The 16668-nt window shown below is 55.0% G+C and carries 14 protein-coding genes and 1 pseudogene; 4 read left to right on the top strand and 11 right to left on the bottom strand.

The genetic code is table 11. The annotated features are described in order from the left end of the window. A complete protein-coding gene (nuoA, locus tag HCK03_RS07490; RefSeq protein ID WP_004865103.1) occupies nt 1–447 on the bottom strand; it encodes an NADH-quinone oxidoreductase subunit NuoA in 447 nt (148 codons plus the stop codon). A 652-nt stretch (nt 448–1099) separates the two neighbouring features. After that, nucleotides 1100–2026: a LysR family transcriptional regulator gene (locus HCK03_RS07480; RefSeq protein WP_076945794.1), complete on the bottom strand. Its 927-nt coding sequence runs from the start codon at nt 2024–2026 to the stop codon at nt 1100–1102. Between the two features lie 882 nt (nt 2027–2908). Between HCK03_RS07480 and alaA the strand changes: the two genes are divergently transcribed. After that, on the top strand, nt 2909–4126 hold the full coding sequence (gene alaA / locus HCK03_RS07475; protein WP_041146565.1) for an alanine transaminase AlaA: 1218 nt from the start codon (nt 2909–2911) through the stop codon (nt 4124–4126). Nucleotides 4127–4212: 86 nt separating this feature from the next. Further along, a complete protein-coding gene (yfbR, locus tag HCK03_RS07470; protein ID WP_041146566.1) occupies nt 4213–4812 on the top strand; it encodes a 5'-deoxynucleotidase in 600 nt (199 codons plus the stop codon). Nucleotides 4813–4861: 49 nt separating this feature from the next. On the opposite strand, the gene HCK03_RS07465 is transcribed toward yfbR, so the two are convergent. The 4 genes from HCK03_RS07465 to yfbV all read right to left on the bottom strand — a co-directional run bounded on the left by HCK03_RS07465 (nt 4862) and on the right by yfbV (nt 8478). Next, nucleotides 4862–6694 (bottom strand): SLC13 family permease, encoded by a 1833-nt coding sequence (locus tag HCK03_RS07465; protein WP_167691345.1) that lies wholly within the window; start codon nt 6692–6694, stop codon nt 4862–4864. A 76-nt stretch (nt 6695–6770) separates the two neighbouring features. After that, the gene (locus tag HCK03_RS07460; RefSeq protein WP_115193908.1) at nt 6771–7430 is read right to left on the bottom strand and encodes a sugar phosphatase; all 660 of its coding nucleotides are present in this window, start codon (nt 7428–7430) and stop codon (nt 6771–6773) included. Between the two features lie 11 nt (nt 7431–7441). Then, a complete protein-coding gene (locus HCK03_RS07455) occupies nt 7442–7936 on the bottom strand; it encodes a YfbU family protein (RefSeq protein WP_041146568.1) in 495 nt (164 codons plus the stop codon). An 86-nt stretch (nt 7937–8022) separates the two neighbouring features. Continuing rightward, nucleotides 8023–8478: a terminus macrodomain insulation protein YfbV gene (gene yfbV, locus HCK03_RS07450; protein ID WP_041146569.1), complete on the bottom strand. Its 456-nt coding sequence runs from the start codon at nt 8476–8478 to the stop codon at nt 8023–8025. Between the two features lie 337 nt (nt 8479–8815). Between yfbV and ackA the strand changes: the two genes are divergently transcribed. Next, nucleotides 8816–10018, top strand: coding sequence for an acetate kinase (gene ackA / locus HCK03_RS07445; RefSeq protein ID WP_041146570.1), 1203 nt, complete (start codon nt 8816–8818; stop codon nt 10016–10018). Nucleotides 10019–10249: 231 nt separating this feature from the next. Beyond that, complete coding sequence (gene pta / locus HCK03_RS07440) at nt 10250–12394, top strand: phosphate acetyltransferase (protein WP_167691344.1); 2145 nt, start codon at nt 10250–10252, stop codon at nt 12392–12394. A 65-nt stretch (nt 12395–12459) separates the two neighbouring features. Here the strand turns inward: pta and HCK03_RS07435 are convergent, their stop codons facing one another. The 5 genes and pseudogenes from HCK03_RS07435 to HCK03_RS07415 all read right to left on the bottom strand — a co-directional run bounded on the left by HCK03_RS07435 (nt 12460) and on the right by HCK03_RS07415 (nt 16437). Continuing rightward, nucleotides 12460–13413, bottom strand: coding sequence for a transketolase family protein (locus HCK03_RS07435; RefSeq protein ID WP_123551766.1), 954 nt, complete (start codon nt 13411–13413; stop codon nt 12460–12462). Further along, nucleotides 13406–14236, bottom strand: a complete 831-nt coding sequence (locus HCK03_RS07430; protein WP_167691343.1) for a transketolase — start codon at nt 14234–14236, stop codon at nt 13406–13408. Before HCK03_RS07430 ends, HCK03_RS07435 begins: the two co-directional genes overlap by 8 nt. Further along, nucleotides 14233–15623: pseudogene (locus tag HCK03_RS07425) on the bottom strand (PTS ascorbate transporter subunit IIC). Before HCK03_RS07425 ends, HCK03_RS07430 begins: the two are co-directional and overlap by 4 nt. Nucleotides 15624–15643: 20 nt before the next feature. Continuing rightward, complete coding sequence (locus tag HCK03_RS07420; protein WP_041146575.1) at nt 15644–15916, bottom strand: PTS sugar transporter subunit IIB; 273 nt, start codon at nt 15914–15916, stop codon at nt 15644–15646. 77 nt (nt 15917–15993) lie between these two features. Beyond that, entirely contained in the window at nt 15994–16437 is a 444-nt protein-coding gene (locus tag HCK03_RS07415) for a PTS sugar transporter subunit IIA (RefSeq protein ID WP_076945798.1), read from the bottom strand. Nucleotides 16438–16668: the final 231 nt, after the last annotated feature.

Below are 16668 nucleotides of genomic sequence, written 5' to 3'. Positions count from 1 at the left end.
TTACTGCATATGACGGTTAGTGGGACTGTCTGTTTCTGAGTTAACCAGCGTGCGACGGGAACGCGCAGGCGTCCAGTCCAGTGCACCGATACGTACGAGATAAACCAGACCAGCCAGTAGCACTAAAATGAAAATTGCGGCTTCCACAAAGCCAACCCAACCGCTTTCACGGATAGAGGTCGACCATGCGTAGAGATACAGGGCTTCCACGTCGAAGATAACGAAGAACATGGCAACCAGATAAAACTTCGCAGAAAGACGTAAGCGAGCCGAACCAACGGAGTCGATCCCCGATTCAAACGGCGTGTTTTTGCTTCGCGCGCGCGCGCGACCGCCGAGGTACCAGCCCCCGACAAGCATCAGGCAGCACAGGCCGATGGCAATGATGAGAAATATAGCGAATGCCCAATGATGAGCGATGACTTCAGTGGATGTTGACATACGCATTGCTTAACCAAAAAAGTGTAGCGCTAAACCCTCTGCTCTTACTGGCAGATGAACGCCACAGCGTTTCACGGGGAGGAATAAAAAAATAACCTTGCAAAAAAGCGTCCCTACTTATCGTAGAAGGCCATATGCGCTGGCTTTTTACCCCTTTCTTTAACCTTTTGTCAACTTCAACAAAAGTTTTAACAACATTAATTTACATTAGGTTTTTTTCATTAACATTAAATGCCCTTTTATGCGAAATAACCTTGCATACCAATTGGATTTAGTGTTGTTGAATCGTGTCCGTTTCCATTGTAAATCATAATTACCCGTCTATTTTGACAGGATTTAGCCTCGATTCCTCCCCCTAAGGAGGGGTATTTTCTTGATCTGTGACACGCTTTTGTTAATTAAACCAAAAAAACAGCAACAAACTGGCCGGTTTTTTAACATTAGCATGAACTATTGAAAGTGCAGGGAAAAGTAGAGAAGTGTCGGTCGGATTGTCGCTAACCGACTGATATACATAACAATAAAACAACAATATATTAAAAATCACTGTAAAATAAGAAAAAAAAGAGCCGCAGGGTCTAATTCTCACCTCAGCGGCTCCTTTTTGCATTTACATTTTGTTACCAGCTTTTTGTGACCAATGTAGCTTAAATCCCCCTCAGGAGATGAGGGTATGGCCTCCCCCTTCGGGGGTAAAGAGCGGGTCCGACGACCAGGGATTATGGTCCTGGCTCAGCGACTGAAAGATGGCCTGCGCCAGTTCGCTCACGCTCTGCGGATCGCAGCTCAAAACGTAGCGAGTATCCGGTAACCCCGGCAGGCCGTCGCTCTTGCCAACCACCCGCAGCTCGGGACTCATCATTTCAACCGGCCGCGCCGTTACGCCAAGCCCGGCTTTCACCGCCGCTTTAACGCCCGCCAGTGAGGATGCCGAATGGGCCAAATGCCACGGCGTCTGCGCGCTATTGAGCGCCGAGGTAATATCATCCCGGAAGGGCCCGGGCCCCTCAAGCAGGATCAGCGGTACCGACGCCTCGTGAGGCAGCACGTAGTCCGCCGCGCAGTACCACAGGGTTGGCGACGTGCGCAGCGTCAGCATTTCAAAGCTGTCAGACTGATGGGTGGTCAACGCGAGATCTATCGCGCCGTTTGCCAGCCTCTCCACCGCCTCGGCATGATTGAGAACCTTAATTTCGAGGGTCAGCCTCGGGTAGAAGCTGCCGATCCGATTAAGCAAAAACGGTAAAATGGTATCCGCCGTTTCGTCGGTGGCGCCGATAGTCAACGTCCCCTGCAGGCTGCTAAACATCAACGACATGCAGGCTTCGTCGTTAAAGCGCAGAATTTTACGCGCATAGCCGAGCAGCTGAATGCCCTGCTCAGTTAATAGCTTATTGCGCCCGTGGCGGGCAAAGAGCTCTTTTCCGACCAGCTGCTCCAGCCGCTGCATCTGCTGGCTCACCGCAGACTGAGTACGGCGCACCGCCGTAGCGGCGGCAGCAAACGTACTCAAATCGGCAACGGCAACAAACGTTCTCAGCAGATCGAGGTCGAGATTTAGTATTGGACGATTTGCATTTATCATGTTGCTTCACTCACAGGTAGCTATCGCTGACCTGCCTTGTTGATGCTGTGCTCCAGGTTTCCGGCTATTCCTTGAGCCTCGTGTCATCCGCAAAAAGGAAACGGGCGACAGCTGGAAGAACGTTATTGCATTTGAAAGTGCTCGTCCGCGTCAATTGTGCGGAACCTCTGAGTCATATTTTGTTCGTACGCCTAAGCCTTTTCTAATTACGGCGAGCCGCTTTATGTGACCTGATTCAAAAAAGCCATCTACAGCGCAGCCCTGCACGTCAATACGCAGTCTGCCTGCGCAAAAGCTTGCTGAACGACAAACAAAAAGCCTGCAATAACAATATATTAATAAGAAAAACCGCATTATTTACGAGGTTTATTTGATATTAACAACGACATCCTAACCGAAAACCGCCTTATTTATAAGGGCAAATCAGTATTATTAAAGATAATTTTAAACATTTTTTCAGGACTTTAATTAAATTAACAAAACCAGGATTATTCATTGCCAAAAAATAAGACTCATTAATCTCTTAGATGTTTTTATTAAGTATATTTAACATTACCGCTACAGTCGTCCCCCGTCAGTTAAAAGCATAGTGCTTTTTTGTGAGCAAAAAAGTATCAGCGCAGGACCTCCCCGTCACCTCAAACCAGATAAACGCTCATCATATGGCGATAAAACCACAAGATCTGACCAATAAAATACGACTTAAAGGCATATTCTATAAACACCAAAGCCAATCAACAGATAAATCGATTACCCTAAAAAAAGAAAATTAGCAAAATCTTCTCCTGCTAACCCTTCAAAACAGCGGGGATGAAGAGTACATTGTTCCGAGCTGACTTCCACGGCAGGGAGTGGCGATAACAGCTAAAAAGGCAAAGATTCATGTCCCCTATCGAAAAATCCAGCAAGTTAGACAACGTCTGTTACGACATCCGCGGCCCGGTTCTCAAAGAAGCGAAGCGTCTTGAAGAAGAAGGCAATAAAGTCCTCAAGCTGAACATCGGCAACCCGGCGCCGTTTGGCTTCGATGCCCCGGATGAAATCCTCGTTGACGTCATTCGTAATTTACCGACCGCCCAGGGCTACTGCGACTCTAAAGGCCTCTACTCGGCGCGCAAAGCTATCATGCAGCACTATCAGGCCCGCGGCATGCGCGACGTGACGGTTGAAGATATTTATATCGGCAACGGCGTATCGGAACTGATTGTCCAGGCCATGCAGGCGCTGCTGAACAGCGGTGACGAAATGCTGGTCCCGGCGCCGGATTATCCCCTGTGGACGGCGGCGGTATCGCTCTCCAGCGGTAAAGCAGTGCACTATCTTTGCGATGAGTCCGCCGACTGGTTCCCGGATCTCGACGATATTCGCGCAAAAATCACCCCACGCACCCGCGGGATCGTGATTATTAACCCGAACAACCCGACCGGCGCGGTCTATTCAAAAGAGCTGCTGCTGGAGATCGTCGAAATTGCTCGCCAGCATAATCTGATCATCTTTGCTGATGAAATCTACGACAAGATCCTGTACGACGAAGCCCAGCACCACTCGATCGCCGCGCTGGCTCCCGACCTGCTGACGATTACCTTTAACGGCCTGTCAAAAACCTACCGCGTCGCCGGCTTCCGCCAGGGCTGGATGGTGTTGAACGGACCGAAAAAACACGCTAAGGGCTATATCGAAGGCCTGGAAATGCTGGCCTCCATGCGCCTGTGTGCCAACGTTCCGGCGCAGCATGCCATCCAAACGGCCCTTGGCGGTTATCAAAGCATCAGCGAGTTTATTGTTCCCGGCGGGCGCCTGTACGAGCAGCGTAACCGCGCCTGGGAGCTGATTAACGAGATCCCGGGCGTCTCCTGCGTGAAGCCGAAAGGCGCGCTCTATATGTTCCCGAAAATTGACGCTAAGCGCTTTAACATTCACGACGATCAGAAGATGGTGCTCGACTTCCTGCTGCAGGAGAAAGTGCTGCTGGTACAGGGTACCGCCTTTAACTGGCCGTGGCCAGATCACGTGCGTATCGTGACCCTGCCTCGCGAAGACGATCTGGAAATGGCCATTTCACGTTTCGGCCGCTTCCTCTCCGGCTATCACCAGCTCTGATAAGTCGAACCCGCCGCCGGTATTTGCATCCGGCGGCAATCCCTGCGCACAATGGAACCCGATGTCGTCACTGATTAAGGGTCCTTATGAGTCAGAGTCATTTCTTTGCCCACCTCTCCCGCCTGAAGCTGATTAACCGCTGGCCGCTGATGCGCAACGTGCGCACCGAAAACGTGTCCGAGCATAGTCTGCAGGTCGCCATGGTCGCCCATGCGCTGGCGGCAATTAAGAATCGTAAGTTTGCGGGCAACGTTAACGCCGAGCGGATCGCGCTGCTGGCGATGTACCATGATGCTTCGGAAGTTTTAACCGGCGATCTGCCGACACCGGTAAAATATTTCAACTCGCAGATCGCCCAGGAATATAAGGCCATTGAGAAAATTGCTCAGCAGAAGCTTATCGATATGGTCCCCGACGAGCTGCGCGATATTTTTGCGCCGCTGATTGATGAACACAGCTACAGCGAAGAGGAAAAATCAATCGTCAAGCAGGCCGATGCGCTCTGCGCCTATCTGAAATGCCTCGAAGAGCTGTCGGCCGGAAATAACGAATTTTTACTGGCCAAAGGCCGGCTCGAGAAAACGCTGGAATCCCGCCGCAGCGATGAAATGGATTATTTTATGCAGGTGTTTGTCCCGAGCTTTCATCTCTCTCTGGATGAAATCAGCCAGGACTCCCCGCTGTAAAATCGACGCTAGCCCGGCCTGCGGCCGGGCCATGAGGAAAAAACGGGGCTCAGAACGGGAACAGGACCGGGATCAGCAGCACGCAAACCACCATCACCAGCACGGTAAAAGGCACGCCGATCTTCACAAAATCGCTGAACGAGTATTTACCGGGCCCCAGTACCAGGGTGTTAACCGGTGAAGATACCGGGGTCATAAACGCCGCCGAAGCCGCCATCGCCACCACCATCGCAAAGGGGTAAGGCGACACGCCCATTGAGTTCGCCGCCGCCAGCGCAATCGGCGCCATCAGCACCGCCGTTGCGGTATTTGAAATAAACAGGCCAATGGCCGCGCACATCACAAACAGGCAGCCCAGCATTAAATAGGGTCCTTTGCTGCCGGCAACGTCCATCAGCCCCTGAACCACTAAATCCACACCGCCGGTTTTTTGCAGCGCCAGCGCAAAAGGCATCATCCCGACGATCAGAATAATGCTCGGCCAGTGAATCGCCTTATAGGCGCTCTCGGCGTTGATGCAGCGAAATTTCCCCATCAACAGACAGGAGATAATAGCGGCAATGGGGTTGGGAATTTCATCGGTGAGCATCAGGGCCACCATCAGTACCAGGCAGAAAATAGCGTGCGGCGCCTGGCTGTGGGCCGGTGAGGCATCGTTCACCTCGATAGGCATATTTAGCACCACAAAATCACGCCCGCGCTTCGCCAGCAGGGCTATCTGCCGCCAGTTGCCGACCACCAGCATGATATCCCCAAGCTGCAGGGACTCATCGACCACCGCGCCATCGAGGGCTTTACCGTCCCGCTTCAGGCCGACAATATTGAGACCAAAGCGGGTGCGGAAGGCGATTTCACGTACCGTTTTGCCGATAAGCTCCGAGTCGGGGATCAGCGTCACCTCCGCCATACCGACATCCAGCGCCTGGTCGGAGAAATACTCCCCGCGCAGCACCATCGGCTCAAGCATTTGCTCCCCGCAGAACTGGCGCAAATCGACGTCCGAAGCCGACATATCAATCAGCAGAACGTCGCGGGCGCGGAACTCGGATACCCCGTTAACGTTCACAATCACCCGCCGAAAACGACGCCAGCGCTCCACGCCGATAACGTTAGCGCAGTAGCGTTCGCGCAGCTTAAGATCGTCGAGGCGCAGGCCAATCATCGGCGAACCGGGGCGGATCGCCAGGCGACGCGCCCTGCCGGTTAGATGGTACTCTTTGATTAAATCGCGAAAGGTGCTTCTCTTACGCCCGTCGCGCGACAGCTCGCCCTCGTCGCCTTTCAGCATAAAGCGAACCGCCAGCATGTAGAAAACGCCCAGCAGCAAAACCACCAGGCCAATGGGCGTCACGCTAAAGAAGCTAAAGCCCTGCAGCCCTTCGCGTATCAGCTCGCTGTTGACGACGAGGTTAGGCGGCGTTGCCACCAGGGTCATCATCCCGCTGATAAGCCCGGCAAAACTCAGCGGCATCATCAGGCGCGACGGGGAGGTATTCATGCGTGCAGAAACGCTCAGCACCACCGGAATAAAGATAGCCACCACCCCGGTGGAGCTCATAAACGCGCCCAGCCCGGCGACGGTCAGCATCAGGTAGATCAGCATTTTTGTTTCGCTGCTGCCCGCTACCTTCACCAGCCAGCTGCCGACTTTGCTTGCGACGCCGGTGCGCACGAGGCCGTCACCGATGATAAACAGCGCGGCGATAAGAATAACGTTCGGATCGCTAAAACCGGAAAACGCTTCGCTGAGAGTCAGCGTATCGCTGAGAACGAAGGCGACGATCACCAGCAGCGCGATAGCATCCATGCGCACTTTTCCGGTGGCAAAAAGCACGACCGCAACGGCAAGAAGAGACAGCACCCAAATCAGTTCACCGTTCACAACTTATCCTTGTCTGAAGATGGAGTCGAAATTGTGGCACAAAAAAGCCCCGCCAGCGCGGGGCTAAATCATGAGATTATGCTTTAAGCGTAACGCTAACGTTGCCGTCTGGCTGCCGAACAATCTCCAGCTCTTCGAGGCTGGTCAGCACAAAGTCTGCTTCATCGAGACGCGGCGCGTCGGCAGGCACGTTAACGGCAATCGTACGGCATCCGGCGCTCAGGCCGGACAGTAATCCCGCCGGCGCGTCCTCAACCACCGCACACGCCTGCGGCGCCAGCCCCAGCAGCTCGGCCCCGAGCAGATAGGCATCGGGCGCCGGCTTGCCGTGCTTCACCCGCTCCGCCGTGACGAAAATTTTAGCGTCGGGCAGGCCCCCAGCGCGATGGCGCGCATGGGCGACGGGCACCGAACCGGAGGTGACGATAGCCCACGGGATGCCTGCGCTATCCAGCTGAGTCAGCAGCGCAACCGCCCCCGGCAGCGCCGTAATGCCGTCGGTATCCTGCGCCTCTACCGCTTCGAGGTAGCGGAATTCCGCCTGAATCTCCTCTTCGCTACGCCCGGGTAAAAAATGGCGTAAAGAGGTTATCGCCTGCTTGCCGTGGATAAAGTTCAGCACTTCATCATGCGGGATGCCGAAACGATCCGCCCACTTACACCACGAGCGTTCCACCACCGGCAAAGAATCGACTAACGTCCCGTCAAGATCGAACAGGAAACCTTTACACTGCACGGAAACCTCCATCAGGCGTTGATAATTTGATTAATTTCGTTGCTGCTCAAATGGTACTGGCGCGGGCATGAGTGCCAGGCGGCCAGCATACGCTGATATTTTTCCCACATCGGCGTTTGCGAATTGAAGCCGTGAGTGCCGGCGTCAAAGTGGCTGTAGCGCCCCTCAACGTTGACGATAAAGCGCACATAGCCGAGAAGCCGCGCTTCGGTGGCCACGTCGAACCCCAGGAAGGTCACCCGACGCTCGTCGATTTCGCTGCCGTCCTTGAGGTTAGTCCAGGAGACGTGCATCGCATGATACATTTCCATGATATCGATGACGGTACGGCAGGTTTCCTCGGTCAGCTCGCCGAATTCGCGGTCCAGTTCACGCATCTGCAGCCCGTAGCCACGCTCAATGATGGTCTGCAGACGGCGATAGCGCTCCGCGTTGTCCGGGTCGAGCATCGTCATCATCTTGTACTGATTTGACAAAATCAGGCGCTGCGCATTGGTCATTTCCATTTTTTGACTCCTGTGGCACTTTACGGCGTGAAAAAAGAAGGCGCATTAATTATGCGCCTTCTTTTATATGCGTTTTCCTTAGGGAATTACAAATCATCAAGGAAAGTTTTATCCAGTTGTTTGAAGGCGCGCTTAAGCGTGTCAGCTAAAGCCTGGTAATCCGGCTTACCGTCAACCGGCGCCAGCGCCTGTCCCGCCTCCTGCAGCTTGCCGCGAACTTCATAAAACCAGTTCAATACTGACGGCGGCAGCGGCGTCACCGACCGTTTACCCAGCCACCACAGTCCCTGCATAGGCAGACTCAACGCAAACAGCGCCGTGGCGACCGCGGGACCCAGCTGGCCGCCGAGGGCAATTTGCCAGCACAGCGTAAAAACAGCGACCGGCGGCATGATACGAATCGCGTAGCGGGTGGCGCGAATAATGCGGTTTTCAATAAACACCGGGGCGAGGCGTTTATCTAAAGGCCAGGTCTTTGTGTAATGCTGCCCGCGGCGAAACAAGCTGAAAAAGCTAACGGGACGATTCTCGGGTGTCGACATGGCTGTACCTCAACTTTACATATAAATCTTAAAATATTCGTGCAAAACACCAACTGTGCATGACAACGTTCAAAACATTTTGGCAATGGGTGCGGCAATCAGGTATCCTGTGCCCACCTGAAAGGGCGATAGACCCTTTTACCAGGTTAGTCAAATTATCGCATATTCTGCCATTGTCTGAAAATTATCCAAAATGGCATAAAATCAAATGTACTTATCTCATCGTGCCCGGAAACAGAACAAGGCATGATGTTAATCATAAATGTCGATGTCATCCTGCGCTACGCTTTGTGACACAATGACGTTTTTTTAGCCACGTATCATAAAAGGTACTTCCATGTCGAGTAAGCTAGTACTGGTTCTGAACTGCGGTAGTTCCTCACTGAAATTTGCTATCATTGATGCTCTCAACGGTGACGAATATCTGTCCGGTTTAGCCGAATGTTTCCATCTTCCTGAAGCGCGTATCAAATGGAAAATGGATGGCAGCAAACAAGAAGCAGATTTAGGCGCTGGCGCCGCTCACAGTGAAGCGCTTAACTTTATCGTTAACACTATTCTGGCACAAAAACCAGAACTGTCTGCTCAGCTGACCGCAATTGGCCATCGTATCGTTCACGGTGGTGAGAAATACACCAGTTCCGTGGTCATTGACGATTCCGTCATTCAGGGCATCAAAGATTCCGCCTCTTTCGCACCGCTGCACAACCCGGCGCATCTGATCGGTATTGCTGAAGCGCTGAAATCCTTCCCGCACCTGAAAAACAAGAACGTTGCCGTGTTCGACACCGCGTTCCATCAGACCATGCCGGAAGAGTCTTACCTCTACGCCCTGCCGTACAGCCTCTACAAAGAGCACGGCGTCCGTCGCTATGGCGCCCACGGCACCAGCCACTTCTACGTGACTCAGGAAGCAGCAAAAGTCCTGAACAAACCGGTTGAAGAGCTGAACATCATCACCTGCCATCTGGGCAACGGTGGTTCTGTTTCCGCTATCCGTAACGGCCAGTGCGTTGATACCTCTATGGGTCTGACTCCGCTGGAAGGCCTGGTCATGGGTACCCGCTCAGGCGATATCGACCCGGCAATCATCTTCCATCTGCACGACTCCCTGGGCATGAGCGTTGATGCTATCAACAAAATGCTGACCAAAGAGTCCGGCCTGCTCGGCCTGACTGAAGTCACCAGCGACTGTCGTTATGTTGAAGACAACTACGCGGATAAAGCAGACGCTAAGCGCGCGATGGACGTTTACTGCCACCGCCTGGCAAAATACATCGGCTCCTACACCGCGCTGATGGACGGTCGTCTGGACGCGGTTATCTTCACCGGCGGCATCGGTGAAAACGCGGCGATGGTGCGTGAACTGTCTCTGGGCAAACTGGGCGTACTGGGCTTCGATGTTGACCATGAACGCAACCTGGCAGCTCGTTTCGGCAAGTCCGGCTTCATCAACAAAGAAGGTACCCGCCCTGCACTGGTCATCCCGACCAACGAAGAGCTGGTTATCGCGCAAGACGCCAACCGTCTGACCGCCTGATTGCACACCGCCAGCGATAACCCTCAATAATTCGAGTTGCAGGAAAGCGGCGACGCAGCAAATCCCCGGGAGCGTAAGAGAAGTACGTGACCGGGGTGAGCGACAAATCCGTCGTCGCGGCGGCCCGCAAGGGCAAAAGCCAACAAGTATGCAGCTTGAAGTATGACGGGAAGCTGGGGGTGCTGTTTTTGTATCCCGCCTGATACTGGCGGTAACGAAAGAGGATATATCGTGTCCCGTATAATCATGCTAATCCCTACCGGAACCAGCGTAGGCCTGACCAGCGTCAGCCTCGGCGTTATCCGTGCTATGGAACGTAAGGGCGTTCGTCTGAGCGTCTTTAAACCTATCGCGCAACCGCGTGCTGGCGGCGATGCGCCTGACCAGACGACCGCCATCGTGCGCGCGAATTCCAACCTTCCGGCCGCAGAGCCGCTGAAGATGAGCCACGTCGAGTCGCTGCTGTCCAGCAACCAGAAAGACGTGCTGATGGAAGAGATCATCGCTAACTACCACACAAGCACTCAGGATGCTGAAGTCGTGCTGGTAGAAGGCCTGGTCCCGACGCGTAAACACCAGTTTGCCCAGTCGCTGAACTTCGAAATCGCCAAAACCCTGAACGCTGAAATCGTCTTCGTGATGTCCCAGGGCACCGATACCCAGGAACAGCTGAACGAGCGTATCGAACTGACCCGCAACAGCTTCGGCGGCACGAAGAACACCAACATTACCGGTGTTATCGTCAACAAGCTGAACGCGCCGGTTGACGAGCAGGGACGTACCCGTCCTGACCTGTCTGAAATTTTCGATGACTCATCGAAAGCGAAAGTGGTCAAGATCGATCCGGCTCAGCTGCAGAACGGCAGCGCGCTGCCGATCCTCGGCGCGGTGCCGTGGAGCTTCGATCTGATTGCCACCCGCGCAATCGATATGGCGCACCACCTGAATGCCACCATCATCAATGAAGGCGATATTAACACCCGCCGCGTGAAATCCGTTACCTTCTGTGCGCGCAGCATTCCGCACATGCTGGAACACTTCCGCGCAGGTTCCCTGCTGGTGACCTCCGCCGATCGTCCTGACGTCCTGGTTGCAGCCTGCCTGGCGGCGATGAACGGCGTAGAAATCGGCGCGCTGCTGCTGACCGGCGCCTACGAAATGGACGCCCGCGTGAGCAAGCTGTGCGAACGCGCGTTTGCCACCGGCCTGCCGGTATTCATGGTGAACACCAACACCTGGCAGACCTCTCTGAGCCTGCAGAGCTTCAACCTGGAAGTTCCGGTTGACGATCACGAGCGCATCGAGAAAGTTCAGGAATACGTGGCAAGCTACATCAACGCCGACTGGATCGAGTCCCTGACTGCGACCTCCGAGCGCAGCCGTCGCCTCTCTCCGCCGGCCTTCCGCTACCAGCTCACCGAGCTGGCGCGCAAAGCGGGCAAACGCGTCGTTCTGCCGGAAGGCGACGAGCCGCGTACCGTTAAAGCTGCGGCAATCTGTGCAGAACGCGGTATCGCAACCTGCGTGCTGCTGGGTAACCCGGATGAGATCAACCGCGTTGCCGCCGCTCAGGGCGTAGAGCTGGGTTCGGGTATCGAAATCGTCGATCCGGAAGTGGTTCGCGAAAGCTACGTGGCTCGCCTGGTCGAACTGCGTAAGAGCAAAGGTATGACCGAAGCGGTTGCTCGCGAGCAGCTGGAAGACAACGTCGTTCTCGGCACCCTGATGCTGGAACAGGACGAAGTCGACGGCCTGGTGTCCGGCGCGGTACACACCACCGCCAACACCATCCGTCCGCCGCTGCAGCTGATCAAAACGGCGCCGGGCAGCTCTCTGGTCTCCTCCGTGTTCTTCATGCTGCTGCCTGAACAGGTTTACGTGTACGGCGACTGCGCGATTAACCCGGACCCAACCGCAGAACAGCTGGCAGAGATCGCAATTCAGTCCGCGGACTCCGCAATTGCCTTTGGCATTGAACCGCGCGTGGCGATGCTCTCCTACTCCACCGGCACCTCCGGCGCCGGTAGCGACGTCGAAAAAGTGCGTGAAGCAACGCGTCTGGCGCAGGAAAAACGTCCTGACCTGATGATCGACGGCCCGCTGCAGTACGATGCCGCCGTTATGGCTGACGTGGCAAAATCCAAGGCACCGAACTCTCCGGTTGCCGGCCGCGCGACCGTGTTCATCTTCCCGGATCTGAACACCGGTAACACCACTTACAAAGCCGTACAGCGTTCTGCTGACCTGATCTCCATCGGGCCGATGCTGCAGGGTATGCGTAAGCCGGTGAACGACCTGTCCCGCGGCGCGCTGGTAGACGATATCGTCTACACCATCGCGCTGACCGCGATTCAGTCGTCTCAGCAGCAGCAGTAATACTCTCCGCCGGCGCCTGCGCCGGTCGGTAACAACAAAGGCGACCCTGTGGTCGCCTTTTTTATTTACAGCAGCTCTCTCGCCGCCGACACAATATCATGGGCCGTCAGGCCATACTCCTTCTGCAGGAAATCCTGGGTACCGACCTGACCATAGCGCTCCTTCACCCCCACGCGGCGCATCGGCACCGGACAGGTTTCCACCAGCACCTCGGCGACGGCTGAGCCCAGCCCGTTGTGAATACTGTGGTTTTCGCAGGTCACGATACGCCCGGTTTTCTCGGCATAATTTTTCACCAGCATGCGGTCGATAGGCTTGAGGGTAAACATGTCAATCACCGCCGCGCTGACGCCTTCCTGTTCGAGCTGTCGCGCCGCCTCCAGCGCCTCGGCCACCATAATGCCGTTGGCGATCAGGGTAATATCTTCGCCTTCCCGCAGCACGTTGCCCTTGCCGATGGTAAACGTTGAGCCCGGGGCGTAGACGCTCGGCGCCTGCTTGCGGATGGTACGCACCCAGTAGAAACCGTGAAGCTTCATCAGCTGGCGCAGGATATCGTCGAACATCACCGCATCGGTGACCTCCAGCACCACCGAGTGCGCCAGGCCGCGAACAATCCCCATATCTTCAAACGACATATGGGTGCCGCCGTTATGGCAGGCGGTAACGCCGGCGTCGGAGGCAATCACCTTGACGTTGTTACGCTGATAATCCAGCGCCATAAACAGCTGGTCGAAGCAGCGGCGGCTGGCAAACGCGGTAAAGGTATGAACAAACGGCTGGCGTCCGGTCAGCGACAGGCCGGCGGCGGTCCCGATAACGTTGGCCTCCATGATGCCGCAGTTGATCACGTGCTGCGGATAATCCCGCGCCACGCCGTCCATTGCCATCGAACTCATCAGATCGGCCTCGAGGGCGATAATGTCGCTCCCGGCCTCAATCTGCCGGGCGACAAAGCCGGCGTACACTTTGCGCATTTCCACGGCGTCTTTTTGTCCTGCGGGTGCGACGTTAATCATGTGCGGCCTCCAGTTGACGAATCGTCTCATTCAGCGCCACAGTCATCTCATCCGTCAGGCGCAGGTGATGGGAGTTGCTGAGCTGCTCGAGATACGGCACGCCCTGCCCTTTAATGCTGTCGAGGATCACCACCCGCGGACGGGCATCGGCGGCCGGCACGGGCTGTACCGCCTCCAGCAGCCCGACAATGTCGTCCCCCTTCACGGTGATGGCGTCAAAACCAAAGGCGCGGAACTTCTCCTCCAGGTTAAAGGCGCGGATAATTTCGTCGAGCGCGCCGTCGAGCTGCAGTTTGTTCCAGTCAACAAACACCGTCAGGTTATTCAGGCGATGGTGGGCAATAAACTGAAACGCCTCCCAGCACTGCCCCTCGTTGAGCTCGCCGTCGCCGACAATGCAGAATACCCGATTCGGGCGCCCGGCCAGCTTATGTGAGAGCGCCATGCCGCCGGCGATGGAAATCCCCTGCCCCAGCGAACCGGTGGTCGCATCGACTCCCCGCGTTTTCAGACGGTCCGGGTGGCTCGGCAGACGGGTGCCGTTATGGTTCAGCGTGCTGAGCTCTTCCATCGGGAAATAGCCCTTGATGGCTAAGGTGCTGTAGAGCGCCGGACCGGCATGCCCTTTTGACAGCACAAAGTAGTCGCGCTCCGGCCAGTCCGGGTCGGCGGGGTCGATTTTCATCACCGCGCCGTACAGCACCGCCAGCGTTTCGACGACCGACATGCTGCCGCCATAGTGGCCAAAACCCAGATTGGTCAGCGATTTAAGCGTGGCGACGCGAATGTCGCGCGCCAGTTGGGTCACTTCTTGCACATTCATGATTTCGCTCCGGTATTCTCCTGCGCGCCATTGCCCGCAGGTTTCTTCTTCGCAAAGACGTTGTACGCAACCAGCAGAGCGAACAGCGCCACAACAAGACCCGTAATCGCAAACGGCGACAGGTAGCGCGCCAGGTTGCCGAGCACGATGCCGATTGCGCCGAAGTCGGCGTCAGAGAAGGTGGTATTGGCAAAACCGATCGCCCCCAGAACCGGCAGCAGCAGCACCGGCAGGAAGGTGATCAGCAGGCCGTTGGCAAACGCGCCAATCATTGCGCCCCGACGACCGCCGGTGGCGTTGCCGAAGACTCCCGCCGTCGCGCCGGTGAAAAAGTGCGGCACGACGCCCGGTAGAATCAGCACCAGACTCATTTGTCCGAGCAGGAACAGCCCCACCAGACCACCGAGGAAGCTGAACAGGAAGCCGATCAGCACCGCATTGGGCGCATACGGGTAGACCACCGGGCAGTCCAGCGCAGGACGCGCGTTCGGCACCAGCTTTTCTGAGAATCCGGTAAATGCCGGCACGATTTCCGCGAGGATCAGCGCACCCCTTGCAGGATGATGAACACCCCGGCGGCGAAGGTAATCGCCATGATGATGGCGTAGACCAGATAGTTCTGGCCGCCGCTGAAGGTGCTTTCTACATACTCGCGCCCGGCGCTTACGGCCATGATCAGGTATATAATCATCATCGTCAGGGAGATAGAGATGGAGCTGTCGCGCAGGAAGCTGAGGTTCTTCGGCAGATTCATCTCTTCGGTGGAGCGGGAGCCTTTCCCACAGACGCTGCCAATCCAGCCCGAAAGCACGTAGCCCAGGGTACCGAAGTGGCCGAAGGCGATATCATCGGTTCCGGTAATTCGCTTCATATAGCGCTGCGCCAGCGCCGGGAAGAACGCCATCACCAGGCCTAAGATCAGCGAGCCGGTAAACACCAGCCCGACGCCTTCGAAGCCAGCCACGGTGAGGATCACGCCGATCATACAGGCCATATAGAAGGTATGATGCCCGGTCAGGAAGATATACTTCAGCCGCGTAAAGCGGGCGACGATGATATTCGCAACCATCCCAAAGGCCATAATCAGCGCGGTTGACGCGCCGTATTTTTCGAGGGCAATAGAAACAATCGCCTCATTATTTGGAATAATTCCCTGAATATTAAAGGCGTGTTCAAACATGCCTCCCAGCGGATTCAACGAGCCAACTAATACCGTCGCCCCACCGCCTAAAACAATAAAGCCAAGAATGGTTTTAATCGTTCCTTTGACGACGTCAGAAAATGATTTTTTTTGTGCCACCAGGCCGATCAGCGCAATTAACCCCACCAGCACCGAGGGCACTTTCAGAATATCAACAACAAAATTCAGCGTTTCAAGGATAAACATATCCGCCTCGCTACAAATAGTTATTGTTTGGCGAACCACGCGCGCAGCTGCGCTTCGAGTTCATTGATGTCGATGATGTTGGTAATCACCACCAGCTGGCTTTCCGGCACGCTGGCGCTGGCGGCGATATCTTTAGCCATCACGAATAAATCTGCCGCTCCCGGCGTTGCCGATGAGAGATCGGAGTGTTCAACTTCCGCTTCAATTTCGAGCTTTTTAAGCACTTTTTTAATATTCATTTCAACCATAAAACTACTGCCCAGGCCAGAACCGCAAATCGCCATAATTTTCATTGTTATCACCTTTTTTGGGTACAGTTGGTCCGCATCACGCCGGGCGTAATGGGTTATAAATCAGGTTATGAATAAGATCAGAATCGCGCGATTATCGTTTTAATTTCCTCCAGGGTTTTCGCCTGATGTAATTGTTCCATATCTTCGTCACTGGAAAATAATTCAGCCAGCGCGGAAATCATCTCGATATGACTGTGCTTGTCGGGCGCCGCCAGCATAATAATAATATCGACCGGGTCGAACTCTTCTGAACCAAACGACACGCCCTGCTCCAGCTTCAGCAGCGAAAGGCCGAGGCCTCTGGCCCCCTCTTCCGGCCGCGCATGCGGCATTGCCAGCCCCGGCGCCAGCACATAGTAGGGCCCCAGCTTCGCATGTTGTTCCACAATCGCGGTCACGTACTCGGGCGCAATAACGCCAGCCTCGAGCAGCGGCCTGGCACAAACCTCAAGAGCCTGAGGCCACTCTTCTACGCTCTGCCGGAGCGTGATAGTGGCATCAAAGATCCATTTACTGAGCATTTTATCTCCCCCGTCTTTTAGCAAAAGATGGGCAAACTTTATTCAAGCGCACAGCAGTTAGCTGCGACGGCGATCACAAAGATAGCGCTACCAACAGATAACATTCAAAATTGTGATAGCGCTATCAATTCGCAATCATCATATGAAAACGCAGCAAAAATGTGGATTTAAGGCGTATACTCCCTGAAACGTAAAGTGATGGATGCTAATGAAAAGCGTCTGTTCAGCAGG

Origin of the sequence: Klebsiella terrigena (genome assembly GCF_012029655.1) — a bacterium.
In the GTDB taxonomy this organism is placed as follows: Bacteria; Pseudomonadota; Gammaproteobacteria; order Enterobacterales; family Enterobacteriaceae; genus Klebsiella; species Klebsiella terrigena.
This window is presented reverse-complemented; position numbering and strand designations above follow the sequence as displayed.